General features: G+C 72.6%; 26 protein-coding genes. 13 read left to right on the forward strand and 13 right to left on the reverse strand.

Translation table 11 applies throughout. The features are described 5' to 3' along the window. Positions 1-164: 164 nt before the first annotated feature. Complete coding sequence (locus OG494_RS13055) at positions 165-947, reverse strand: glycerophosphodiester phosphodiesterase (protein ID WP_328455336.1); 783 nt, start codon at positions 945-947, stop codon at positions 165-167. A 66-nt stretch (positions 948-1,013) separates the two neighbouring features. Between OG494_RS13055 and OG494_RS13060 the strand changes: the two genes are divergently transcribed. Continuing rightward, positions 1,014-1,400, forward strand: a complete 387-nt coding sequence (locus OG494_RS13060; RefSeq protein ID WP_328455338.1) for a hypothetical protein — start codon at positions 1,014-1,016, stop codon at positions 1,398-1,400. 217 nt (positions 1,401-1,617) lie between these two features. On the opposite strand, the gene OG494_RS13065 is transcribed toward OG494_RS13060, so the two are convergent. Together OG494_RS13065 and OG494_RS13070 are read right to left on the reverse strand one after the other, a co-directional pair. Next, the gene (locus OG494_RS13065; protein WP_328455340.1) at positions 1,618-2,580 is read right to left on the reverse strand and encodes a tyrosine-type recombinase/integrase; all 963 of its coding nucleotides are present in this window, start codon (positions 2,578-2,580) and stop codon (positions 1,618-1,620) included. 557 nt (positions 2,581-3,137) lie between these two features. After that, positions 3,138-3,653 carry a GNAT family N-acetyltransferase gene (locus OG494_RS13070; RefSeq protein WP_328455342.1) on the reverse strand — a complete coding sequence of 172 codons (516 nt, stop codon included), beginning with the start codon at positions 3,651-3,653 and terminating at the stop codon, positions 3,138-3,140. Between the two features lie 41 nt (positions 3,654-3,694). On the opposite strand from OG494_RS13070, the gene OG494_RS13075 reads away from it, so the two are divergent. The 3 genes from OG494_RS13075 to OG494_RS13085 are packed head-to-tail and all read left to right on the forward strand — an operon-like array spanning position 3,695 to position 5,442. Then, positions 3,695-4,252 carry a helix-turn-helix domain-containing protein gene (locus OG494_RS13075; RefSeq protein ID WP_328455344.1) on the forward strand — a complete coding sequence of 186 codons (558 nt, stop codon included), beginning with the start codon at positions 3,695-3,697 and terminating at the stop codon, positions 4,250-4,252. A gap of 49 nt (positions 4,253-4,301) precedes the next feature. Beyond that, positions 4,302-4,946 carry a DUF1345 domain-containing protein gene (locus OG494_RS13080; protein WP_328455346.1) on the forward strand — a complete coding sequence of 215 codons (645 nt, stop codon included), beginning with the start codon at positions 4,302-4,304 and terminating at the stop codon, positions 4,944-4,946. A 40-nt stretch (positions 4,947-4,986) separates the two neighbouring features. Next, positions 4,987-5,442 (forward strand): DNA topology modulation protein FlaR, encoded by a 456-nt coding sequence (locus OG494_RS13085; protein WP_328455348.1) that lies wholly within the window; start codon positions 4,987-4,989, stop codon positions 5,440-5,442. Here OG494_RS13085 and OG494_RS13090 read toward each other — a convergent pair. After that, positions 5,426-5,560 carry a hypothetical protein gene (locus tag OG494_RS13090; RefSeq protein WP_328455350.1) on the reverse strand — a complete coding sequence of 45 codons (135 nt, stop codon included), beginning with the start codon at positions 5,558-5,560 and terminating at the stop codon, positions 5,426-5,428. The two genes, OG494_RS13085 and OG494_RS13090, sit on opposite strands and share 17 nt — an antisense overlap. Continuing rightward, a complete protein-coding gene (locus tag OG494_RS13095) occupies positions 5,542-5,733 on the reverse strand; it encodes a hypothetical protein (RefSeq protein WP_328455352.1) in 192 nt (63 codons plus the stop codon). The genes OG494_RS13090 and OG494_RS13095 overlap by 19 nt, the downstream gene beginning before the upstream one ends. Before the next feature lie 212 nt (positions 5,734-5,945). Between OG494_RS13095 and OG494_RS13100 the strand changes: the two genes are divergently transcribed. From OG494_RS13100 to OG494_RS13110, 3 genes are read left to right on the forward strand one after another with little or no spacing between them, the layout of a single operon-like run. Further along, a complete protein-coding gene (locus OG494_RS13100) occupies positions 5,946-6,071 on the forward strand; it encodes a hypothetical protein (protein WP_328455354.1) in 126 nt (41 codons plus the stop codon). Positions 6,072-6,104: 33 nt separating this feature from the next. Next, positions 6,105-6,710, forward strand: coding sequence for a TetR/AcrR family transcriptional regulator (locus tag OG494_RS13105; RefSeq protein ID WP_328455356.1), 606 nt, complete (start codon positions 6,105-6,107; stop codon positions 6,708-6,710). Beyond that, complete coding sequence (locus tag OG494_RS13110; protein ID WP_328455358.1) at positions 6,694-8,316, forward strand: acyl-CoA dehydrogenase family protein; 1,623 nt, start codon at positions 6,694-6,696, stop codon at positions 8,314-8,316. Before OG494_RS13105 ends, OG494_RS13110 begins: the two co-directional genes overlap by 17 nt. Before the next feature lie 105 nt (positions 8,317-8,421). Here OG494_RS13110 and OG494_RS13115 read toward each other — a convergent pair whose 3' ends face one another. From OG494_RS13115 to OG494_RS13135, 5 genes are all read right to left on the reverse strand, one after another. Then, the gene (locus OG494_RS13115) at positions 8,422-9,000 is read right to left on the reverse strand and encodes a DinB family protein (protein WP_328455360.1); all 579 of its coding nucleotides are present in this window, start codon (positions 8,998-9,000) and stop codon (positions 8,422-8,424) included. 152 nt (positions 9,001-9,152) lie between these two features. Further along, positions 9,153-10,256: an SWIM zinc finger family protein gene (locus tag OG494_RS13120; protein WP_328455362.1), complete on the reverse strand. Its 1,104-nt coding sequence runs from the start codon at positions 10,254-10,256 to the stop codon at positions 9,153-9,155. Beyond that, complete coding sequence (locus tag OG494_RS13125; protein WP_442874477.1) at positions 10,253-12,751, reverse strand: DEAD/DEAH box helicase; 2,499 nt, start codon at positions 12,749-12,751, stop codon at positions 10,253-10,255. The genes OG494_RS13120 and OG494_RS13125 overlap by 4 nt, the downstream gene beginning before the upstream one ends. A 71-nt stretch (positions 12,752-12,822) precedes the next feature. Continuing rightward, positions 12,823-13,605, reverse strand: a complete 783-nt coding sequence (locus OG494_RS13130) for an ABC transporter permease (RefSeq protein ID WP_328455366.1) — start codon at positions 13,603-13,605, stop codon at positions 12,823-12,825. Continuing rightward, positions 13,602-14,528 (reverse strand): ATP-binding cassette domain-containing protein, encoded by a 927-nt coding sequence (locus OG494_RS13135; RefSeq protein WP_328455368.1) that lies wholly within the window; start codon positions 14,526-14,528, stop codon positions 13,602-13,604. The genes OG494_RS13130 and OG494_RS13135 overlap by 4 nt, the downstream gene beginning before the upstream one ends. Positions 14,529-14,607: 79 nt before the next feature. Here OG494_RS13135 and OG494_RS13140 point away from each other — a divergent pair, with 79 nt between their 5' ends. Continuing rightward, complete coding sequence (locus OG494_RS13140) at positions 14,608-15,384, forward strand: TetR/AcrR family transcriptional regulator (protein ID WP_328455370.1); 777 nt, start codon at positions 14,608-14,610, stop codon at positions 15,382-15,384. Here OG494_RS13140 and OG494_RS13145 read toward each other — a convergent pair. Continuing rightward, positions 15,367-16,539: a cytochrome P450 family protein gene (locus OG494_RS13145; protein WP_328455372.1), complete on the reverse strand. Its 1,173-nt coding sequence runs from the start codon at positions 16,537-16,539 to the stop codon at positions 15,367-15,369. The two genes, OG494_RS13140 and OG494_RS13145, sit on opposite strands and share 18 nt — an antisense overlap. Positions 16,540-16,624: 85 nt before the next feature. On the opposite strand from OG494_RS13145, the gene OG494_RS13150 reads away from it, so the two are divergent. The 5 genes from OG494_RS13150 to OG494_RS13170 are packed head-to-tail and all read left to right on the forward strand — an operon-like array spanning position 16,625 to position 20,617. Further along, positions 16,625-17,695, forward strand: a complete 1,071-nt coding sequence (locus OG494_RS13150; RefSeq protein WP_328455374.1) for a TetR/AcrR family transcriptional regulator — start codon at positions 16,625-16,627, stop codon at positions 17,693-17,695. A 22-nt stretch (positions 17,696-17,717) separates the two neighbouring features. Beyond that, complete coding sequence (locus OG494_RS13155; protein ID WP_328455376.1) at positions 17,718-18,995, forward strand: RNA polymerase sigma factor; 1,278 nt, start codon at positions 17,718-17,720, stop codon at positions 18,993-18,995. Then, the gene (locus tag OG494_RS13160) at positions 18,992-19,795 is read left to right on the forward strand and encodes an alpha/beta fold hydrolase (protein WP_328455378.1); all 804 of its coding nucleotides are present in this window, start codon (positions 18,992-18,994) and stop codon (positions 19,793-19,795) included. Before OG494_RS13155 ends, OG494_RS13160 begins: the two co-directional genes overlap by 4 nt. A gap of 1 nt (position 19,796) precedes the next feature. Further along, positions 19,797-20,132, forward strand: a complete 336-nt coding sequence (locus OG494_RS13165) for a YciI family protein (RefSeq protein WP_328455380.1) — start codon at positions 19,797-19,799, stop codon at positions 20,130-20,132. Continuing rightward, a complete protein-coding gene (locus OG494_RS13170; RefSeq protein ID WP_328455382.1) occupies positions 20,132-20,617 on the forward strand; it encodes a GyrI-like domain-containing protein in 486 nt (161 codons plus the stop codon). Before OG494_RS13165 ends, OG494_RS13170 begins: the two co-directional genes overlap by 1 nt. Positions 20,618-20,700: 83 nt before the next feature. On the opposite strand, the gene OG494_RS13175 is transcribed toward OG494_RS13170, so the two are convergent. After that, a complete protein-coding gene (locus OG494_RS13175) occupies positions 20,701-21,153 on the reverse strand; it encodes an anthrone oxygenase family protein (protein WP_328455384.1) in 453 nt (150 codons plus the stop codon). A 17-nt stretch (positions 21,154-21,170) separates the two neighbouring features. Then, entirely contained in the window at positions 21,171-21,992 is an 822-nt protein-coding gene (locus OG494_RS13180; protein WP_328455386.1) for an NmrA family NAD(P)-binding protein, read from the reverse strand. Between the last annotated feature and the right edge of the window lie 24 nt (positions 21,993-22,016).

The following is a 22,016-nucleotide window of genomic DNA, read 5'->3' on the forward strand; positions in this document are numbered from 1 at the left end:
GAACAGCGACCAGACCCAGCAACGCCACCACGGCGCAGAGCAGCACAACACCACGTCTTCGCACGGATTCCCTCCCCAAGGACGCCCGGAACCGGGCAGGAAACCCACGCTAGCGACACCGGCACGAACCGGTCACTCCGGCGAACAGGTGGACAAAATTCCCCTCAGGCCTGCTGCCACTCGCCCCGCTCGATCAGCACCTCGCGCAGCAGATCCGGCCGGTCCGTCACGATCCCGTGCACCCCGAGGTCCAGCAGCGCCCGCATCTCCGCCGGGTCGTCGATCGTCCACGTGTGCACCTCGATCCCGGACCGCCCCGCCATCGACACGAACGCCTTGTCCACCACCCGCAACGCACCCTGCCGCACCGGCACCTGCGCCATCACCCCGAGCACCAGCGGCCCCAGCGGCAGCAGCGGCAGCTTCCCGCGCGCCCACAACGCCAGCACCGACCGCGGCCCGACCGCCGTCACCAGCTTCGGCCCCGCCAGCTTCCGCAACCGCGCCAGCCGCGCGTCCGAGAAGGACGCCGCCGCCACCCGGTCCTGCGCGCCTGCGCGCTCCAGCACGTCCACGAACGGCCGCACCGCCTGATCGGCCTTCACGTCGATGTTGAACCGCGCCTCCGGCAGCTCCTCCAGCACGTCCTCCAGCCGCGACAACGCCACCTTGCCCCCGACCTTGACGTTCTTCAGCTGCTCCCACGTCTGCGACGCGATGGCCCCCGACCCGTCCGTCGTCCGGTCCAGATGAGTGTCGTGGTGCACCACCACGACACCGTCCGCCGTCGCGTGCACGTCCGTCTCGATGTACCGGTACCCCTCCGCGAACGCCCGCTGGAACGCCGGCAGCGAATTCTCCAGCCCCGCCAGCTCGTCGAGGTGCCAGCCCCGGTGAGCGAAAGCACGGGGGAGCGGATCGGCCAGGTACGGGAAAGACGCGCGCATCCCTCAAGTGTGCACTTCCGCCATGACCCCGGCATGAGCAGACGATGGCCAGCTAGGGTCTCCCGGGTGAGGGAAGCCGCCGAACTAGCCCAGCCCGCGCCGCCCGCCGAGGACCTCGTCCCGGCCCGCCGCGGCGCCCCCAAGCACTGCGGCTGGTGCGGCCGCCGCCTCCCCGAAGGCGGCAACGTCGGCCGCCGGCGCCGCTACTGCGGCCAATCCTGCCGCCAGCGAGCCTACGAACGCCGCACCGCCCTGCAACGCAGCGGCCTCCCCGAAGACGCCGTTGTGCTTTCCGACACCGAGATCGCCGCCCTCCAGGACCGCCTCTTCCAGCTCCGCTGCGCGGCCGAAGACATCGTCACCGCCGCCGACGACGGAGCCGGCGCAGGAGAGCTGCGCGGCCTCGCCGCCGACATCGCCCGCGCCGCCAGGGACCTCGAACAACTCCGCTGACCCACAGCACCACAGCCCGACCCGCAACTCCGCGGTGAGCTGCGGGGGTAGAGGGCCCGCCTTCCCGGCGACCTGGCCCGGCTGGTGCCCAAGTTCGGCGAGCAACTCGGCGGTGAGTTGCGGGGCCCGGGCCGGCTGGTGCCCGAGCTCCTCGGCCGACCGCGTTTGCCGCACCCGGCATCCGGCGGGCGTCCAGCGTCACAGCGGCGGGGCCCGGTCAGCTCAAGCCGTCCAACGCGCGGTACGTCCGGTTGCTCGCCGCCGCCGCACGCTGCTCCCGGCCGGTCGCCTCGATGTAGTTCTGGCTCGTCGCCAAGCTCGCGTGCCCCAGCAACGCCATGATCTCCGACGCCGTCGCCCCGTCCTCCGCCAGACGCGTCGCGAACGTATGCCGCAACGCGTGCAGATTCGCCCCCGCCGGCACCCGGTCGTGCAACCCCGCACCCCGGTAACACGACTTCACCAGGTACTCCAGCGCTCCCCGCCCGATCGGCTCACCCACCCGATCCAGCAACAACGGCGAACCAGGGGAGGAGCGCACACTCGGGAACCGCACCCGGCACGACTCCCGGTACCGCTCGATCAGCTCCGCCAGCACCGGCTGCACCGGAATCGACCGATCCCGGCTGCCCTTGCCCTTCACGTGCAACCGCAGCTCACCGGCCCGCCCCACCAGCGACCGCGGCGTCAGCGCCCGCATCTCCGCCGCCCGCAACCCCGCCACCAGCCCCAGGGCGATCACCAGCACGTCCCGCTCCGGCCACGGGTCCCGCGCCTTCCGCGAACCCGCGGCCGCCGCCGACAGCAGCTGCTCCGGGGTTTCCTCACCCCGCAACGGCTTCGGCGTCAACGCCGGCGTCCGCGGCCGCGCCACCGCTCCCATCGGATTGCCCGCCAGCAGCCCGTCCGCCACGCAGAACGTCAGGAACTGGTTCCACGTCGACCAGGCCCGCAGCACCGAGCTCTTCGCGTGCCCGTCCGCGAACACCCCGAACACCGTCCGCAGCGCCTGCCCGGTCAGATCGGCGACCTCCAGGTCCTCGGCAGGGCGGCCGAGCTCGGAAACCAGGAGAGTGGTGATCCCGGCCAGATCCCGCCGGTAGGCGTCAGTGGTGTGCGGCGAGTCCTTGCGCGGCCGGCGCGCGGCGAAGAAGGCTTGCTGGGCCTCGGAAACCTTCATGGTGGATCTTGTACCGTACGGCACCGACAATTCCGCTCACCGGGTCCCGTCCGATTTCATGCATAATTGCCATTATGCATGAAATGTCGGAATCGCCGGGAGTCCGCTCCCGGGGGATCCCGGATCCCGCCTGACGGCCTTCAGGGCCCTCGGACGCCCGTTTCGACGCACAGCGGGTCATACGCACATACGTTCGAGTGCCGCTCGGGGGCCGCCAGTCTGCCCGGAGTGGATCCACAGGACGCCCAGACGGCTCCGGCAAGACCTGCCGGCGTGCGTTCGGCCCAATATCGCAAACTCTAGTTTCGTCACCGTGACGTTTTACGGTCGGGTGACCGGACCTTGAATCCGCAGCTCCAGGGGATGCTCTCGCGATCTCCTGAGGCCCCGAGACGCCGCGGCTGAGCCTCCGTGGCTGCCCGTGTGACGGAGCTACGACTTCGCTCCCGCGTGAACTCTCAGGAGGATCCGTCCTGACGAAGAACCTCCGCGGAGCCGGCTCTTTCACCCCTCTTGGGTGTCCGCCGCAGGTGCTGCCTTAGTGCCGATAATGTACATTATGTCAAGTAAACGGGATCCGGGGCTCCCTCGTCGTCCGAGAGGTCCTTCTGGACCCAGGCGACGTCTCGCCAGGCTCCGTGCTTCCAGCCCACCTTCCGGTAGACGCCCGCGGGCTCGAACCCCAGTGCGCGGTGCAGTGCGGCGCTCGCGTCGTTCGGCAGGGTCATCCCGGCGAACACCCGCCGGTATCCGTGCTCCCGCAGCCTGTCGAACAACGTCTCGTACAGCGCGCGCCCGGCGCCCGTCCGGCGTCGGCCGGGTTCCAGGTAGACGCTCGTCTCGCACGACCACCGGTACGCGGCGCGCTTGGCGAACGGGCCGGCGTACGCGAACCCCAGTACTTGGCCGTCCTCCTCGATGACGAGCCAGGCGTGTGCGCCGACGATGCGGCGGGTCATCTCTTCGGCGTCGGGTGGTTCCGTTTCGAAGGAGATCACGGTGTCGGTGACGTACGGCGCGTAGATGGCGGCGCAGGCCGCGGCGTCGTCCGGTGTGGCGTCTCGAACCTTCATGGCTCATATGGTAGCCGTAATGGTTCGTATAGTATCAAGTGATGACCGATCCCCTGACTCTTCGCCTGGCGGCGACCGTCCATACCGCGCGGACGTCTCAAGGTCTCTCCGCGGCTGTGCTGGCCGAGAATTCCGGGGTCTCGCGGGCGATGATCGGGAAGATCGAGCGCGGTGACGTCCAGCCGACGGCCGCGTTGCTGGCGAAGCTGTCGGCCGCGCTGGGGATGACGCTGACGGAGCTCATCGCGCGGGCCGAGGGTGACGGGCGGCGGCTGGTGCGGGCGGCGGAGCAGCCGGTGTGGGTCGATCCGGACTCCGGGTACCGGCGGCGGTCGGTCTCCCCTGCCGCCGGGCGGCCGCTGGAGCTGGTGGAGATCGAGTTGCCGGCGGGTGCGGAGGTGCCGTTGCGGGCGAGCACGTTCCTGCACCAGCAGATCTGGGTGCTGGCCGGGCGGTTGCGGTTGAGTGAGGGCGCCGAGGTGCACGAGCTGGACGCCGGGGACTGCCTGCAGCTGGGGTCGGCGCCGGACCGGGTGTTCGCGAACCCGGGGTCACTCCCCTGCCGCTATCTGGTGGCGCTGGTCCCCCGGGCCACCTGACCAGGTGATCCCGGGTGCCGTCGGGCGGCGGGGCGGCTAGCTTCGCGCGATGCGTCGTCTGCGGAGGATCTGGCACCAGTGCGCGGAGTTCTTGCTGGTGTTGCTGGGCTTGGGGTGGCTGATCGCGCCGAACACCGGGCTGGACGTGGTGTTCCTGCTGGCGTGGGACGTGTTCGCGCTGGTGGCGATCGTGACGCGGTGGGTGCGGATCCGGCGGTACCGGCTGGTGGGTGACGAGGCCGAGCCGTCGTGGTTGCACAGTCTTCTCGGGCGGCGGTCGAACTTCGCGGCGACGCTGGTGGTGAGCGTGGTCGGGATGACGGCGGGTGGGTTGATCCTGGTGGCGAACACGATCGCCGAGGAGGACGACGAGATGGCGTCGGTGCTGCAGATCAGTGCGGTGCCGGCGGTGCTGGCGGCGTGGATCCTGCTGCACTTCGGGTACGCGGACCGGTACGCGCACCTGCATTATCAGGCTGCTCCGGGGCCCGGGTTGCGGTTCCCGGAGACGGAGCGGCCGAATCTGCTGGACTTCGCGTATTTCGCGTTCACGGTGGGGACGTCGTTCGCGACGTCCGATGTGGAGGTCCGGGCGCGGCCGATCCGGTACACGGTGCTGACGCACAGCGTGGTGTCGTTCGTCTACAACACGGCGATCCTGGGGATCGCGGTCGGCGTGATCACCGGGAAGTGAGCGGTCGCCTCCGGGTGCGAGTCCGGCGAGGATGGCGGGCGTGGATCGGGTACTGGTGCTGGGGCGTGGTGGCGCCGGGAAGTCGACGTTCGCGCGGCGGCTCGAGGTGGTGACCGGGTTGCCGGTGGTGGAGCTGGACGCGGTGTTCTGGGCGGCCGGGCTCGCCGGGTTGTCGCGCGAGGAGTGGGTGGCGCGGCAGCGGGAGCTGGTGGCGGGTCCGCGGTGGGTGCTGGAGGGCGATCTGGGGCCGTATGACGTGCTGGAGGTCCGGCTTGCGGTGGCGGACACGGTGGTGCTGCTGAACTTCTCGCTGGTGCGGTGTGTCTGGCGGGCGGTGCGGCGGGGCCGGGAGCGGGCGGACTTCTGGTGGTGGGTGCTGGGCTACCGGCGGCGGTCGTTGCCCGGGCTGCGGCGGGCGCTGGCGGCGTCCGGTGTGGACGTTGTGGAGCTGCGCTCCCCCGTGGCCGTGGAGCGGTTTCTCAGGAGCGCAGGTTGAGGGCCGCGACGGCGTGGTCGGTCCAGGCGGCGAGGAAGTGGCCGGGTTCGAGGTCGCCGGGGGTGTGTCCGATGAGGACGTCGAGGATCGGGTAGCAGGTCAGGGCGGCGACGAGCACGGCGGCGGTGGCTCGGGGTCGGTGACGTCTGCTCTCCCCTGGTCTCGCAGCGTGGTGATCCACTCGGTGCCGCGCCGGTAGAGGATGGCGAGGACGCCTTGCCGCCTGCTCTCGAAGAGTTCGGGGAAGCCGGTGAGCTCGCGGATCATCAGGCGGACGAGGTCGGCGAGCACGCGCAGGGCTTCGCGGGGGTCGTCGGGGAGCCGGGCGTCGGCGGTTTCGGCGGTGCGGGCGGGTCGAGGTTGTCGTGGACGGTGGCTTCGAGGAGGGCGGCCTTGGACGGGAGGTGTTTGTAGAGGGCGCCGGAGCCGGGGTTGAGGCCGCAGGCGGGCTGGGGCCGGGGCCGGGGCCGGGGCCGGGGCCGGGGCCGAAGATCGTGTCGCGGATGACGCTGACGCCGGGCGAGCGGGTCTACGTCGTGCTCCCCGACCGGCCGGCTGGCGCGCCGGGTGTCGGCGTTCGAGGCGTTCTTCTCCTGCGGCGGAAGCTGCCGGCGGACGTCGAGCGTTGACTGAAGTAATGAATCAGTGCTTCACTTCTTGACGTGCCCTACCGCCGCACCCCGAAGGTGCAGGAACGTCTCGACGCGCAGCGCGAGACGATCGTCGCCGCCGCGACGCGCCAGCTGGCCGAACGCGGTTACAGCGGGTGCTCCGTCGCCGCGGTCGCCGAGCGGGCCGGTGTCGCCGTCGGCAGCGTGTACCGCCACTTCCCCACCAAGGCCGACCTGGTCGTGCACGTGTTCCGGCAGGTCGTGACGCGGGAGGTCGAGGCGGTCCGGACGGCGTCCGCGGGCCTGGACGAGCCCGCCGAGCGGGTCCTGGCCGTGTTCGAGACGTTCGCCCAGCGTGCGCTCAAGGCGCCACGGCAGGCCTACGCCCTGCTGGCCGAGCCGGTCGACGCGCTCATCGACGCCGAACGGCTCGAGTTCCGCCGCGCGTTCACCGACGTCGTCGCCGAGCACGTCGCGGCCGGCGTCCGGGACGGCTCGCTGCCGCCGCAGGACGGCCGGATCACCGCCGCCGCACTGGTGGGGGCCGCCGCCGAGGTCCTGATCGGGCCGTTGACCAGTGGAAACGAACAGGACGTCGCCGCCTTGCGCGCGTTCGTCCTTCGCGCTTTAGGAGGTTCCGATGCCCGCCACGCATGAGGTCGTCAACCAGGTCCCGCCGCTCAACGGCCACGACGTCGCGGCCGATCCGGCGCTGCTGGACGGGCTGGAGCGGGCCGGGGCGGGCTGGGCCGCGGCCGAGGTGCACGAGCTGGGCCGGCTGGCCGGCAGCGAGCTGGCCCAGGACTGGGGCCGGCTGGTCAACGAGAACGAGCCGGTGCTGCGCACCCACGATCGCTACGGCCACCGGATCGACGAGGTCGAGTTCCACCCGCACTGGCACGACCTGATGACGGTCGCGGTCGAGCACGGCCTGCACGGGACGCCGTGGCGGGACTCGCGCGAGGGCGCGCACGCGGCGCGCGCGGCGAAGTTCTACGTCTGGGGCCAGGTCGAGGCCGGGCACAGCTGCCCGATTTCGATGACCTACGCGGCGATCCCGGCCTTGCGGGCGAATCCGGAGCTGGCGGCGCGGTACGAGCCGCTGCTGGCGGCGACCGAGTACGACTTCGGGCTGCGGGAGCCGACGTCCAAGCGCGGGCTGATCGCGGGCATGTCGATGACCGAGAAACAGGGCGGCTCGGACGTCCGCACGAACACGACCACCGCGACCCCGTCGGCGGACGGCAGCTACATCCTGGTCGGACACAAGTGGTTCACCTCCGCGCCGATGTCGGACATGTTCCTGACGCTGGCGCAGGCGCCGGGCGGGCTGTCGTGCTTCCTGCTCCCCCGCGTCCTGCCCGACGGCTCGCGCAACCCGATCCGGCTGCAGCGGCTGAAGGACAAGCTGGGCAACCGGTCGAACGCGTCGTCGGAGATCGAGTACGACAACGCCGTCGGCTGGCTGGTCGGCGAAGAAGGTCGCGGGGTCCGCACGATCATCGAGATGGTCAACAACACCCGGCTGGACTGCGCACTCGGCAGCGCGTCGGGGATGCGGCTGGGCGCCGTGCGCGCGGTGCACCACGCCACCCACCGGCACGCGTTCGGCAAGGCGCTGCTCGACCAGCCGCTGATGGCGAACGTGCTGGCCGACCTGGTGCTGGAGTCGGAAGCCGCGACGACGGCGGCGATGCGGCTCGCGGCCGCGGGCGACCGGCCCGGGGATCCGCGGGAGCAGGCGTTCCGGCGGCTGGGCCTGGCCGTGACGAAGTACTGGGTGTGCAAGCGGGCGCCGTCGCACGCGGCGGAGGCGCTGGAGTGCTTCGGCGGCAACGGGTACGTCGAGGAGTCCGGGATGCCGCGGCTCTACCGCGAAGCGCCGCTGACGTCGATCTGGGAGGGCTCGGGCAACGTCGCCGCGTTGGACGCGCTGCGGGCGATGGGCCGGCAGCCGGAGTCGGTGGCGGCGTTCTTCGAGGAGGTCGAGCTGGCCGCCGGCGGGGACGCGCGGCTGGACGACGCGGTGGACCGGGTTCGCAAGGAGCTGACCGACCTGGACGGGATCGAGTACCGCGCGCGGCGGCTGGTGGAGTCGCTGGCGCTGGTGCTGCAGGGTTCGCTGCTGGTGCGCCACGGCGACCCCGCGGTCGCGGACGCGTTCTGCGCGTCCCGGTTCGGCGGCGACTGGGGCATCGCGTTCGGCACGCTGCCGGCCGGCGTCGACACGGGCGCGATCATCGAGCGCGCCGCGGTCCGCTAGCTGGCGGCCGCCGCCTCGGCTCGTCTCGGCGTTGCCCGCTCAGCTGATCCGGGCGCCAGCTGAGCGGTCGTGAGTGTTTAGGGCGGTTAGAACCGCCCTAAACACTCACGACCGCGGCTGGGCGTGCTGGTCGGCGGCCTCCTGGACGCGGGTGACGTGCCGGGTCCACCAGTCCGCGTCGCCGGCGAGGTCGTGGTCGCCGCCCGGGCGGCCGTCGATCGTCTCCCGGACGATGTCCGCGTGCCCGGCGTGCTGCGCGGTCTCGGCGACCACCCGCACCAGCAGCGAGCCGAACGTCGTCCGCCGGCGCTCCTGCGGCCACCACGCCACCGAGGCCGGCGCGTCCAAGGGCAGCTGGGCGATCGACTCGTCGGAGTGCTGCCACGCCCGGCGGTAGAGGGTGACCAGCTCCTCGCGGGTCTGCTCGGCCGTGGCCCACATGTCCGCGCTGTCCCAGACCGACTCGTCCTCGACCCACGGCAGGGGCACCGGTGCCGGCCGGCCCACGCTGTCGCCGAGGTACCCGAACTCGACGCCGGCCACGTGCTTGACCAGGCCCAGCAGGTTCGTCGCGGTCGGCGTCATCGGGCGGCGGATGTCGTACTCGCTCAGCCCGTCCAGCGACGCGAGCAGGCTTTCGCGTGACTGCTGGAGGTAGCGGCGCAGATCGGCGGAGAGGTCCATGGCTCCGACGCTAGCGCCGGACACGACAGAAAGACCGGGCGGGCGCGCGGGAGGAGCCCGCGCGCCCGCACCCCCAGTGGCCCGGCGGAAGCCGCCGTCACGGGACAGGAGACGGCAGGGGGCACGCTGGATACCGGGAATTCCGGCGGTTTTCAGCCCAGCAGGAGACCCGGGTCGGTCTCCGGCGGTCCGGTGGGCCACCACACGTCACCGTCGAGGCGGTAGGGATGCCACCGGCCCTGGTGGTCCAGGCGCAGCTGCGTGTCGCCGACCGTGCAGTGGTTGCGCTCGAAGACGGGGTCGACGTCGGCGAGCGCGGCCCGCGCGGCCGCGATCACCGGTTTCGGCGGCGTCCACCTGGTGTCGAGGACGTCGAGCCCGGCGCGGCCGCCGTGGGTCCACGCCGCGACCGCCCGGTCGAACTCCGGCCCCTCGCCCAGCTGCGCGGACGGGAACAGCGCGGCCAGCCGGATGGTGTCCTGGCGGCGGCTCGGCCACGGCTCCCCCGCCAGCACGGCGCCGGCCTGTGCCGAGGCGTTGGCCACCAGCAGTGCGAACGCCTCGGCCGGCACCCCGGGCGCGGCCGGGATCGACGGCGCCCCCGACGGCCGGAACTCCGCCAGGTCGGGCAGCTCTCCCGGCGTCCGGTCGACGTCGGCGGAGAAGTCCGCGCGCGGCGCGGTCCGGCTCTCCAGTTCCTCCCGGATCTCGCGCTCGCCCCGGCCGCGCATCAGCAGCAGCACGAACGGGTCGGCGTCCAGCAGCCACGACGCCTGGAACGACAGCGCCGCCGCGTGTTTGCACGGCAGCTCCCAGCCCGGGCAGTCGCACTCCGGGTCGAGGTCGCCGATCACCGGCAGCAGGTGGACGCCGGCGTCGTCGGCCGCCGCCACCAGGTCGGGCGGCATGTCGCGGTCCAGCAGCGCCGCCAGGTGCCCGGCGCGCGAGGCGACCCGGTCGAGGAACCGCACCCAGTCCCCTTCGGACAGCTCCGCCAGCGTCAGCTGGGTGCGGTACGGGCCGCCGCCAGCGCTGTCCACGTCGTCCACCACGGCCGCGATCCGGCCCGGGCTCACCGTGATCGGCCCGACCAGGCCGGCCGCGGCGTACCGGCGGCCCTGCTTGAGCTGCCGCAGGTCCAGCGCGGTGTCTTCCATGGCGCTCACCCACGCCCGGCCCCACCACGACGTCGCGAACCGCCCGCGTGTCCCGGTCGCTCCGAACGCGGGGAAGCCCCGCACACGGTCATCGGTCATCCGCGGCTCCTCAGCTCGACGAGCTCCGCGAGCTCGGTGTCGGACAGTTCGGTCAGCGCCGCCTCGCCGCCGGCCAAGACGGCGTCGGCCAGGGCCCGTTTCTCCCGCAGCATCGCCGCGATCCGGTCTTCGACCGTGCCCTCGGCGACGAGCCGGTGCACCTGCACCGGGCGGGTCTGCCCGATCCGGTACGCCCGGTCGGTCGCCTGGTCCTCGACGGCCGGGTTCCACCAGCGGTCGAAGTGCACGACGTGGTCGGCGCGCGTCAGGTTCAGCCCGGTACCGGCCGCCTTGAGCGACAGCAGGAACACCGGCACCGCACCGTCTTGGAACCGCGCGACCAGTTCCTCCCGCCGTGGTACGGGAGTGCCGCCGTGCAGCAGCTGCGTGCCGATCCCGCGTGCGGCCAGGTGCTGCTCCAGCAGCCGGGCCATCGCGACGTACTGGGTGAACACCAGCACCGCGCCACCTTCGGCGAGGATCGTGTCCAGCAGTTCGTCGAGCAGCTCCAGCTTCCCGGAACGGCCGCCGGGCTCTTTGAGGTACTGGGCCGGGTGGTTGCAGATCTGCTTCAACGCGGTCAGCAGCTTCACGATCCGGCCGCGCCGCGCGATCCCCTCGCTCGCGGCGATGTCGGCCATCATCTCCCGCACGACCGCCTCATACAGCGCCACCTGCTCCGGGCTGAGCGCCACCGGCCGGTCCGTTTCGGTCTTGGCCGGCAGCTCCGGCGCGATGCCCGGGTCGGACTTGCGCCGCCGCAGCAGGAACGGCCGCAGCAGCCGGGCCAGCCGTTCCGCCGTCGCCGGGTCGCCGGCCTCGATCGGTTTCACCCAGCGCGCCCGGAACTCGGTGAGCGACCCCAGCAGCCCCGGGGTCGTCCAGTCGAGGATCGCCCACAGCTCCGAGAGGGTGTTCTCCACCGGGGTGCCGGTCAGCGCCACCCGCGCCGACGCGGGGACGAGCCGGAGCGTCTTCGCGGTGCTGGAGCGGTGGTTCTTGACGTGCTGGGCCTCGTCGGCGACCAGCAGCCCCCACCGGAGGGCGGCCAGCGGCGCGGGATCGGTGCGCAGCGTGCCGTAGGTCGTCAGGACGAACCCGCCGATGTCCTCGATGTCGTCGAGCGAGCGGGCCGCGCCGTGGAACCGCCGTACCGGCACTCCGGGGGCGAACCGCCGGATCTCGCGCTCCCAGTTGCCCAGCAGCGACGCCGGGCACACCACCAAGGTCGGCCCGGCCGCCCGGTGCAGGTGCAGCGCGATCAGCGTGACGGTCTTACCGAGACCCATGTCGTCGGCGAGACAGCCACCGAGGCCCAGCTCGGTGACCGTGGCCAGCCACTGCAGCCCGCGCAGCTGGTAGTCCCGCAGCGACGCGGCCAGCCCGGACGGCGGCACCGGCGGCTCGGGCGGGGCGGCCAGCCGTTCCCGCAGCTGCGCCAGCCAGCCCTCGGTGACGACCTCGACGTGCTCACCGTCGATCTCGGTACTGCCGCTGAGTACCGCGCCGAGTGCGTCGACCGGTGTCAACGGCTTCAGCGTCCGCTCACGGGCCTTCGCGGCGAGCGCCGGATCGACCAGCACCCAACGGTCCCGCAGCCGGACGACTGGACGGCGGGCTTCGGCGAGCGCGTCCAGCTCGGCCTCGGTCAGCACCTCGCCGCCGAGGGCGAGCTGCCAGTCGAACGCCAGTGCCCGGCCGCCGCCGAAGAACGACGGCAGGTCCCCTGGCGCGTCCCCGGAGACGACCACCGCCCGCGCGCTCAGCGAACCGGCCAGTTCCGCGGGCCAGTGGACGTCGATGCCGGCCGCCGTCAGCCGCGGGGCGGCGGCCGCGACCAGCTCGACCACGTCGTCGCCACCCAGCGCCAGCTCGTCCGGGACGGCCGAGGTGAGCAACGGACTCAGCGCCGGCCACACCTGCGCGCCCCGCCGCAGGGCCAGCACGACGTCGATGCGGGCCCGCGGCCCGAACCGGCCCGTCTCCCAGAGCTCGGCCGCGTCCGCGATCTCGCCGGGATCGGCGAGGCTGTGCACCTGGACCACAGCCCGGTAGCGGCCGGCGTCGAAGCCGTCGGGCGCCTCGACGCGCAGCGACACCCGGATGCCCGAGCCGAGGCCCGCGGCCAGCTCGTCGGCCCAGTCGCGGATGGCGTCCGCGCGCTGCGGCGCGACCGCGGCGAACAACTTCGTCCCGGCCGCCTTCGCCGCGGCGGGCGTGCGGGGCAGCGTGTCGGCGACGGCGTCGAGGAACGCCCGCAGCAGCGGCCCCGGCGCCCGGTCACCGGCAGGCATCGCGGCAGCCAGGTCGCGCAGCCACGCGGCTTCCGCCGACTGGAGCGGTCCGACGCGCCAGGCGTCGTGCCCGGCCTCGGTGACGCCGGGCAGCACGCGTCCGGCCGCGATCAGCCGCAGCGCGGCCTTCGCCGCCGTCGCCCAGAACACCACGGACGGCTCCGGATCGTCGCTCACGAGCAACGCCCGCAGACCGTCCACGATGGACAGTGGTGTGTCGTCGAGCACCAGGTGGCCCGCCCGTGGCGGTTCCCCCGGCAGAAAATCGGCGTTCAGTTCCCCAGCCTCCCGTATCGGCGCACGGACAACGGCACGAACACCGCGAGCAGGACCAGCGGCCAGAGGACCGCCATCAGCACCGGGTGCGTGCTCACCCAGGACGTCCCCGCCACACCCGGATTGCCGAACAGCACCCGCGCCGCCGTCACCGTGGAGGACAACGGGTTCCACTCGGCCACGGTTCCCAGCCACGCCGGCATCGTCGCGGTCGCGACGAACGCGCTGGAGAGGAACCCGAACGGGAACTCACACGTCTGCGCGAGGGTCACCATCGACGGGTCGGTGGTCAGCAGGCCCAGGTAGATCCCGGCCCACACCAGCGCCGCCCGCAGCAGGAGCAGCAGCGCCAACGCGGTGAGGGTCTCGCCGAGGCTGCCGTGCGGGCGCCACCCGACCGCGAACCCGCAGCCCAGCAGCACCGCCAGCGCGAGGACGGCGTTGACCAGGTCCGCGGCGACCCGCCCGGTGAGCACGGCCGACGGTGCCATGGGCAGCGACCGGAACCGGTCGGTGACGCCCTTGGTGGCGTCGTCGAGCACCGCGATCATCGTCCCCGACAGGCCGAACGCCATGGTCATGCCGAACATCCCCGGCATCAGGAACTCGCGGTAGGAGCCGCCGCCCGGCACGGTCATCCCGCCGCCGAGCAGGTAGGCGAAGATCAGCACCATCAGGATCGGGAACGCCACCACCGTGGCCAGCCGGGCCGGGCGCCGGGCCAGGTGGGCGAGGTAGCGCTGGGTCAGCGTCCAGCCGTCGGTGATCGCCCAGGTCATCGCGCCACCCCCGTCAGCTCCAGGAACACCTCGTCGAGTGTCGGGTGGCGCAGGGCCACGTCGGCGAACGACAGCTCGGTCGCCGCCAGCTCGCGCACGACGTCGGTCAGCATCGACGGTTCCGCCGGGGCGCTCACCCGCAGCTCTTCGGTGACCGGCTCGGCGCCGGTGACCCGGGCGAGCAGCGCCGTCGCCGCGTCCACGACGTCCGGATCGGTCAGGACCAGCTCGATCCGGGTCACGCCGAGCGAGCCCTTCAGCTCGGCCGGAGTGCCCTCGGCGATGACACGCCCGTGTTCCACCAGGGAGATCCGGTCGGCCAGGCGATCGGCTTCCTCCAGGTATTGGGTGGTGAGCAGGACGGTCGTGCCGTCGGCGACCAGGGACCGCACCGCCTTCCAGACTTCGCTGCGGCTGCGTGGGTCGAGCCCGGTCGTCGGCTCGTCGAGGAACAGCACCCTTGGCGCCGCGAGCAGGGATGCGGCCAGGTCGAGGCGTCGCCGCATCCCGCCGGAGTAGGCGGACACCGGTTTCGACCCGGTGTCGGCCAGGTCGAACCGCTCGAGGAGGTCGTCGGCGCGGCGGGTGGCTTCGCGGCGGCCGAGGTGGTGCAGCCGGCCGAACAGCACCAGGTTCTGCCGCCCGGACAGCAGTTCGTCGACTGCGGCCTGCTGGCCGACGACGCCGATCGCCGAGCGGACCTTCGCCGGTTCGGTGGCGACGTCGAAGCCGGCCACGCGCGCGACGCCGTCGTCGTGCCGCAGGAGTGTGCTCAGGACGCGGACGGCGGTGGTCTTGCCCGCGCCGTTGGGTCCCAGCAGGCCGTGCAGCGTGCCGGCCGGGACCGCGAGATCGAACCCGTCGAGGGCGTACGCGGCGCCGTAGCGCTTGCGGAGTCCCTCGGCCTGGATCTGCAGAGTCATCTTCCCCCTTAACTCTGTACTGTGTACGAAGAAGAGGTTAGCACAACTCTGTACGACGTACGGGGATCCGGTGGGCAGAATGAGCGGCGTGAGCACCGAGGACGACGGCGGCACTGACCCGCGACGGGGGATCGAGCTGCTCTGGGGCGTCTCCCCGCCCCCGCGACGCGGCCCGAAACCCAAGCTGACCACGGCCGACGTCGTCAGGGCGGGCATCACCCTCGCCGACGCCGACAGCCTCGACGCCGTCACCATCCGCCGCGTCGCCGAGCACCTCGGCGTCTCCCCCATGTCGCTCTACACCTACGTCCCCGGCCGGGACGAGCTGCTCGAGCTGATGATCGACCACGCCCGCGGCGAGCTGCCGGTCCCCGAACCCGGCCTCGGCTGGCGCGCGGCGCTGACCGCGATCGCCGAAGCGGCCTGGGCCCACTTCCACCGGCACCCGTGGCTGCTGGAGGCCGCCACCACCCGCTCGGTCCTGGGCCCGCACACCTTCGCCCGGTACGAGCACGAACTGCGCGCGATCGACGGCATCGGCCTGGACGACGTCGAGATGGACTCCGTGATCACCATCGTCAACGGCCTCGTCCGCGCCACCGCGCGCACCTCCGTCGACGCCGCCCGCCTGGTCCGCGCCAGCGGCCTGACCGACGCCCAGTGGTGGGAGCGCGCCGCGCCGGTGCTGGCCGGCATCCCGGCCGCCGACGCGGCGAACTTCCCCCTCGCCTCCCGCGTCGGGCAGGCCGCCGGCGAGACGCACAACGCGGCGTCCGACGCCGCCCACAGCTTCCGCTTCGGCCTCGCCCGCGTCCTCGACGGCATCGAGGCCCTGGTGTCAGAGCGTCAGCGGTAAGGCCGACGGCCGCCACGTCCCGCCGTCGGGCGCGCGCGGGACGTCGTCGACGGCCAGCGCGAGGTCCGGGAACCGGGCGAACAGCGCCGAGAGCGCCACTTCGGTCTGCACCCGCGCGATCGACGCGCCCAGGCAGAAGTGCGGCCCGTGCGAGAAGCCCAGCTGCGCCGGTCCGGACCGGGTGACGTCGAGCCGGTCGGCGCCGTCGAACACCCGCGGGTCACGGTCGGCGGCCACCAGGGCCGCGGTCACCCGCTCGCCTTCCCGGATCACCGTGCCGTCGATCTCGACGTCTTCGCGCGCGAACCGCGGGGTGGTCAGCAGCTGCGGGCTGCACCAGCGCATCAGCTCCTCGACCGCACCCGGCCACAACGCGGGATCCGCGCGGAGCAGGGCGAGCTGATCCGGGTGGGTGAGCAGGGCTTCGACGGCGTTGGCGATGAGGTTGACCGGCGTCTGCCCGGCCAGCATGAGGTGCCAGACCAGGGTGACCAGCTCGGTGTCGGTGAGCCGGTCACCGTCCTGGGCGCGGACCAGGTCGCCGATGAGGTCGTCCCCCGGTTCGGCGCGGCTGCGCGCGACGACGTCCTTCGCACCCTCGATGATCACCGGGATGGCCGCGAGGAAGTCCTGGCCCACCCCGCCGGCGACCGCGGCGCCGTACTCGCGCCAGCGCGGCCGGTCCGCCGTGGGGATGCCGACCAGCTCGCAGATGACGTCCATCGGCAGCGGCCGGGCGAAGTGCGGGATCAGGTCGACGACGCCGTTCTCGGCGTGTGCGGGCAGCTCGTCGAGCAGCCGCTCGGTGATGGCCGCCAGCCGTGGCCGGAACTGCGCGGCGCGCTTCGGCGTGAAGGCCGGCGCCACCAGCCGTCGCAGCCGCAGGTGCTCGGCGCCGTCCTGCTCGGCCATGGTCCGCATGTACTCGAGGCAGTGCTCGGGGATGCCCGGCGGGCGCAGGAAGCTCTCGGGCTTCACCTCGAAGCGCGGGTCGCTCAGCATCGCGCGGGCCTCGGTGTAGCGGGTCAGCGCCCAGAACGGGCCGAAGCCGGGGATCACCAGCTGCGCCACCGCACTCGCCTCGCGAGCCTGGTCGTAGGCGGTGAACGGATCGGTCAGCACCTTGAGGTCGGTCAGGTCGATCTCGGGGATCATCGGGGCTCCAAATGTTAATATCAGATGTTCATGTCATCTGGATGGTCACGGTATCTTGACCGGCAACACCGGGGCAAGGAGGACGATGGCCGGACTCAGCAGGGCCGCAACCCAGGAACGCAACCGCGCGAAGGTGCTCGCCGCCGCCCGCGACGAGTTCGCCCGGCGCGGCTTCCGCGACGCCAAGATCGACGTCATCGCCGAGCGCGCCGAGCTCACCCGCGGCGCCGTCTACTCCAACTTCCCCGGCAAACGCGCGCTCTACTTCGCCGTCCTGGCCGAGCTCGCCGAGCACGCACCCCGCCCCGCCACACCGGCGTCGCACCCCAGCGCGCCGGCCGCCCTGGCCGCGTTCGCCCGCGCCTGGGTCGCCCGCCTCCCCCTGGCCACCGACAGCGACAGCGAGGACGCCCGCCTCACCCGCGACCTGCTGCCGGAGATCCTCGCCGACGAACACACCCGCCGGCCGTACACACAGCTCATGCGGATCGACGCGATCCTGCTCGGCCTCGCCCTCGAACGCCTCCGCCCGGGAGGACGCCTGGTGCGCGTCGCCGAAGCCGCGCTGACCACCCTGCACGGCGCGAGCCAGCTCGCGGCCGCCGCGCCCGGCTTCGGCGAGCCGTTCCACCTCGTCACCGCGTGCGCGGGACTGCTGGATCTGAGCCTCGACGACGAGTGGCCCGCGGAGCCGCCGATCACGTCCCACGCCCGGGTCGTGGACGAGCCGTGGGACCCGCCCGGCACGCTCGACCTGCTCACCGGCGACACTGTGCGTCCCGGCGACGGCGTCGTCACGGTCCTCGGCCTGCACCGCGCCGCCGCCTTCGAGGAAGCCGTCCGCGCCGGGGCCGACGTCACCGTCGCGCTGGTCACCAGCGACCCCGGTGAGCTCGCCCCGCTGGCCCGGCTCGCCGTCGCCGACCTGCGCGTCTGCCTGGACCAGGCGTTCCCGGCGCCGCGGGAGCCGCGCCTGCGGATCGTCTCCGACGCCGAGGGCGCGCTGGCCGCGGCCGCCGGCGTCACCGCGGTCAGCGACGCCACCGAAACCGCCGTCCGCGTCGAAGGCGGCCGGATCGTCGCGCGCGCCGAAGGGTTCGGCGCCTGCCACGCCGTAGCTGTCGAATCGGGGCCGGGCCGTTCGTCGGGACGGTGACAGCAACCGGGAGGAGTGGGTGGTGGAGGTCGAGAACGCGGTCGCCGAAGCGTTCAGTGAGGAGTGGGGCCAGGTCGTGGCCACGCTCATCCGGATCACCGGCGACTGGGACCTCGCCGAGGAGTGCGCGCAGGAGGCCTTCGCGCTCGCCCTGCGGACCTGGCCCCGCGACGGCGTCCCGAACCGCCCGGGCGCCTGGCTCACCACCACCGCGCGCAACCGCGCCACCGACCGGCTCCGGCGCGAGACCCTCGGCGCCGCCAAGCTCCGGGAGGCCGGTCTCATGCACGTCCCCGAAGACCCTGACCTCGACGACAGCGGTGTTCCCGACGACCGGCTGCGGCTGATCTTCACCTGCTGCCACCCGGCGCTGGCCACCGAAGCCCAGGTCGCGCTCGCGCTGCGCACGCTCGCCGGCCTCAGCACCGCCGAGATCGCCCGCGCGTTCCTCGTCCCGGAAGCGACCATGTCGCAACGGCTCGTGCGGGTGAAACGCAAGATCCGCCACGCCCGCATCCCCTACCGCGTCCCGCCCGCGCACCTGCTGCCCGAACGCACCGCCGCCGTGCTCGGCGTGCTCTACCTGACGTTCAACGAGGGCTACTCCGCCAGCGCCGGACCGGACCTGCTGCGCCCCGACCTCGCCGCCGAAGCCGTCCGCCTCGGCCGCGTCCTGGCGCACCTGATGCCCGACGAACCCGAGGTCCTCGGCCTGCTCGCGCTGATGCTGCTGCAGCACGCCCGCCGCGCCACCCGCGTCGGCGCCGACGGTGACCTCGTCCCCCTGGAGGAACAGGACCGCACCCGCTGGGACGCCACGCTGATCGCCGAAGGCACGCAGCTGCTGGAGACGGCGTTGCGGCGCCGGCACCCCGGGCCCTACCAGATCCAGGCCGCCATCGCGGCCTGTCACGCCACCGCCTCCCGGCCCGCCGACACCGACTGGGCCCAGATCGCCGGGCTCTACCGCGAGCTGCGCAAGTTCGTGCCCAGCGCCGTCGTCGAGCTCAACCGGGCGGTCGCCGTCGCCATGGCCGACGGGCCCCTCGCCGGGCTCGCCCTCCTCGACGAGCTGACCGAGGCACTCGAGGGCTACCACCTGCTCCCGGCCACCCGCGCCGACTTCCTCCGCAGGCTGGGCCGCCACACCGAAGCCGCCGAGTGGTACGCCACCGCCCGTGATCTGGCCACGACCGCTGCCGAGCGCAGCTACCTCACCCGGAGAATTTCCGAAACGGTGTCTGTTCCGGCCGATCCCATCCGTCGGGTAGGCGAACCCCGATCCGAGGAGACGCCATGACCACCCGCACCCTCGCCGTCCCCGGCGCCACCATCACCTACGACGTCACCGGCAGCGGCCCCGTCCTGCTGCTGATCCCCGGCGGCCCCGCCGACGCCACCGGGTTCGCCCCGATCCGGCCGCTGCTGGCCGAGGACCACACCGTCGTCACGTTCGACCCCCGCGGCATCTCCCGCAGCCCCCTCGACGGCGAACCCGGCGACCACACCCTGCGCGAGCACGCCGACGACGTCCACCGCCTGCTCACCGAAATCGGCGACGGGCCGGCTGAAGTGTTTGCCAACAGCGGCGGCGCCATCACGATGCTCGAGCACGTCGTACGCCACCCCGGCCAGGTCCGCACCGTCGTCCTGCACGAGCCGCCGGTCACGCGGTACCTCGGGCCGGCGGTGCTCGACGGGCCGGACATCCCCGCGATCTACCGCGAACACGGCATCGGCGCCGCCATCGGCGCGTTCGCGAAGATGAGCGGCTTCGACATCACCCCGCCCGCCGACCCGACGCCCGAAGAGCTCGCCCGGATGAAGGTGATGGAGGGCAACTTCGCCTACTTCTTCGGCCACCTCATGGCCGCCATCGGCGCTTACGACCCGGACCTCGACGCCCTGCGCGCGGTGACCACCCGGCTCGTCGTCGGCGTCGGCGAGAAAGCCGCCGGGCTGCCCGCTCACGAGGCGGGCCTGGGCCTCGCCGCCGATCTCGGCCTGACCGCGGAGCTGTTCCCCGGCGACCACGGCGGGTTCCTCGCCGAACCCGTCGCCTTCGCCGCGCGCCTGCGCGAAGTCCTGAAAGAGAGCTGACGTGCAGTACCTGCTCATGATCTGCGGTGACGAGACCGCCGAAGAACACCAGTACGACGGCTGCGACGGCTGGGGTGAAGACCTGGACCGCCGCGGCAAGATCCGCGGCGGAGGCGGCCTGCGCCCGCCGTCGGAAGCCACCACGATCCGCGTGCGCGACGGGGAAGTGCTGCTCACCGACGGCCCGTTCACCGAGGCCAAGGAGCAGATCGGCGGGTACGTCGTCCTCGACTGCGACGACCTCGACGAAGCCCTCCGGATCGCGGCCGAGCACCCCGCGGCGGCCTACGGCAGTATCGAGGTCCGCCCGATCCGGCCACCGGAGGAGTTCGCCTGATGCCGTCCATTGTGGACCGCCCCGCCCAGCGGTACGTCGCCGAGCGCGCCACCCTCGCGATCCCGGAGTTCCCGCGGATCGCCGACCGGCTGCCGCCGCTGATCGGCACCCTGGCCGGGCAGGGGATCGCCCTGGCCGGCGCGCCGTTCTTCCGCTACCGCGTCCTCCACCCCGGGATGCGGTTCACCGTCGAGGCGGGCGTCCCGATCGAGGGCGGCTTCAGCCCTGCGGAACCGGCGTTCACCGACGAGCTGCCGGCCGGGAAGTACGTCCTCGACACCTACGTCGGCGCCCCCGACAGCCTGGCCGCGGCGACGCAGTCGGTACTCACGTGGGGCTCGGAACAAGGCGTCGCCTGGGACCGCACTGAGGGACCGGACGGCGAGGAGTGGGGCTGTCGCCTGGAGGTCCTGCGCACCAACCCGCTGGAAGTGCCCGACCCGGCGCAGTGGGTCACCGACCTGCTCTTCCGCCTCGCCGACTGACCCGAACGCCGTGAAGGACTCCTTACCGGCGCTAAGAGCCGGTAAGGAGTCCTTCACGGACTTGTGCCCCCTCGTGGAGGCCGTCAGCCACGGCGGGTGAGAACCGCGGCGACCAGGCAGCCGAAGCCCGCCGTGCTCGCCAGCGTCCGCAGGACGTTCCAGCGCACCCACGACGTCTCGAACTGCGCCCGCAGCGCCGCGTAGTCGTCACCGCCGTTCGCCAGCGCGTTGTTGAGCGGGATGTTCAGCGCCGCGGTGATCACCAGCATCACCGCCAGGCACCCGAACCCCGCGATCACCCACGGCCGCGGCCCGGGGTTGAGGAAGATCGCCACCCCCGCCAGCAGTGGCGCGCCCAGGAACGTCAGCATGAAGACCGGGTTGACGATCGCGACGTTGATCCCGCGCATCGCCTCGACGAACGTCTTGTCGTCCCCGCGCGCCAGGCCCGGCAGCACCGAGCACGAATAGGCGTAGAACAGCCCGGCGATCAACCCGGCCGCGACCACCGCGGCCACCAGCACCACAGTCGACATCGGTGTCACCTTCCCCTTCATCGCGCCCAGACCCCGGTGGCCGCCGCGTCCCGGGCGAAGTCGGCGAAATCCGTCGCCGGACGGCCCAGCACCCGCTCCACGTCGTGCGTCACCGACTCGTTGCGTCCGTCGAGCACCCGGGTGAACAACTCGGTCAGCGCGCCCACCTCGTCCGCCGGCACGCCGTAACCGACGGCCGCGGCCGCGTAGTCCTCGGCGGAAACCGGAACATAGCGGACATCCCGCCCCGACGCGGCCGAGATATCCGCGGCGGCGTCGGCGAAGGTCAGCAGCCGCGGGCCGGTCAGCTCGTACAGCCGGCCGGTGTGCCCGGGCTCGGTCAGCGTCGTCACGGCCACCTCGGCGATGTCACGGACGTCGAGGAACGGCTCGACCACCATCGCCGCGGGAAGCACGATCTCGCCGCTGCGGACGGCGTCGAGCAGGAAGTGCTCGCTGAAGTTCTGCGCGAACCAGCTGCACCGCAGGATGGTCGAGCCGATGTCGGCCGCGGCGACGATCCGCTCGCACGCCTCGGCTTCCTCCTCACCGCGGCCCGAGAGCAACACCAGGTGCTCGACGTCCTGGGTGATCGCCAGCTCGGTGAACGCGCGGATGTCGTCGGCCGCACCGGGCACGACCAGGTCGGGGTAGTAGGTCAGGTAGACGGCGTCGATGCCTTTGAGCACCGGCGCCCAGGTGGCGCGGTCGGCCCAGTCGAACGGCGGCGCGCCCCGCCGGGACGTGATCCGCACCGGCAGGTCACGCTCGCGCAGCCGGTCCGCCACCCGGCGCCCGGTCTTGCCGGTGCCGCCCACTACAAGGAAGTTCGTTGTCATGGCCGTGAGTCAACCGGCCCACAG

The sequence above is a fragment of the Amycolatopsis sp. NBC_00438 genome, assembly GCF_036026695.1.
Lineage (GTDB): Bacteria > Actinomycetota > Actinomycetes > Mycobacteriales > Pseudonocardiaceae > Amycolatopsis.

Excerpts from the sequence above, each read along its gene's own strand:
- OG494_RS13110 (WP_328455358.1), top strand. The coding sequence starts at position 6,694 with ATGCCCGCCACGCATGAGGTCGTCAACCAGGTCCCGCCGCTCAACGGC.
- OG494_RS13170 (WP_328455382.1), top strand. The coding sequence starts at position 20,132 with ATGCCGTCCATTGTGGACCGCCCCGCCCAGCGGTACGTCGCCGAGCGC.
- OG494_RS13065 (WP_328455340.1), bottom strand. The coding sequence starts at position 2,580 with ATGAAGGTTTCCGAGGCCCAGCAAGCCTTCTTCGCCGCGCGCCGGCCG.
- OG494_RS13055 (WP_328455336.1), bottom strand. The coding sequence starts at position 947 with ATGCGCGCGTCTTTCCCGTACCTGGCCGATCCGCTCCCCCGTGCTTTC.
- OG494_RS13175 (WP_328455384.1), bottom strand. The coding sequence starts at position 21,153 with ATGTCGACTGTGGTGCTGGTGGCCGCGGTGGTCGCGGCCGGGTTGATC.
- OG494_RS13115 (WP_328455360.1), bottom strand. The coding sequence starts at position 9,000 with ATGGACCTCTCCGCCGATCTGCGCCGCTACCTCCAGCAGTCACGCGAA.
- OG494_RS13150 (WP_328455374.1), top strand. The coding sequence starts at position 16,625 with ATGGCCGGACTCAGCAGGGCCGCAACCCAGGAACGCAACCGCGCGAAG.
- OG494_RS13140 (WP_328455370.1), top strand. The coding sequence starts at position 14,608 with ATGAGCGGCGTGAGCACCGAGGACGACGGCGGCACTGACCCGCGACGG.
- OG494_RS13160 (WP_328455378.1), top strand. The coding sequence starts at position 18,992 with ATGACCACCCGCACCCTCGCCGTCCCCGGCGCCACCATCACCTACGAC.
- OG494_RS13080 (WP_328455346.1), top strand. The coding sequence starts at position 4,302 with ATGCGTCGTCTGCGGAGGATCTGGCACCAGTGCGCGGAGTTCTTGCTG.
- OG494_RS13130 (WP_328455366.1), bottom strand. The coding sequence starts at position 13,605 with ATGACCTGGGCGATCACCGACGGCTGGACGCTGACCCAGCGCTACCTC.
- OG494_RS13120 (WP_328455362.1), bottom strand. The coding sequence starts at position 10,256 with ATGACCGATGACCGTGTGCGGGGCTTCCCCGCGTTCGGAGCGACCGGG.
- OG494_RS13145 (WP_328455372.1), bottom strand. The coding sequence starts at position 16,539 with ATGATCCCCGAGATCGACCTGACCGACCTCAAGGTGCTGACCGATCCG.
- OG494_RS13180 (WP_328455386.1), bottom strand. The coding sequence starts at position 21,992 with ATGACAACGAACTTCCTTGTAGTGGGCGGCACCGGCAAGACCGGGCGC.
- OG494_RS13075 (WP_328455344.1), top strand. The coding sequence starts at position 3,695 with ATGACCGATCCCCTGACTCTTCGCCTGGCGGCGACCGTCCATACCGCG.
- OG494_RS13070 (WP_328455342.1), bottom strand. The coding sequence starts at position 3,653 with ATGAAGGTTCGAGACGCCACACCGGACGACGCCGCGGCCTGCGCCGCC.
- OG494_RS13100 (WP_328455354.1), top strand. The coding sequence starts at position 5,946 with ATGACGCTGACGCCGGGCGAGCGGGTCTACGTCGTGCTCCCCGACCGG.
- OG494_RS13135 (WP_328455368.1), bottom strand. The coding sequence starts at position 14,528 with ATGACTCTGCAGATCCAGGCCGAGGGACTCCGCAAGCGCTACGGCGCC.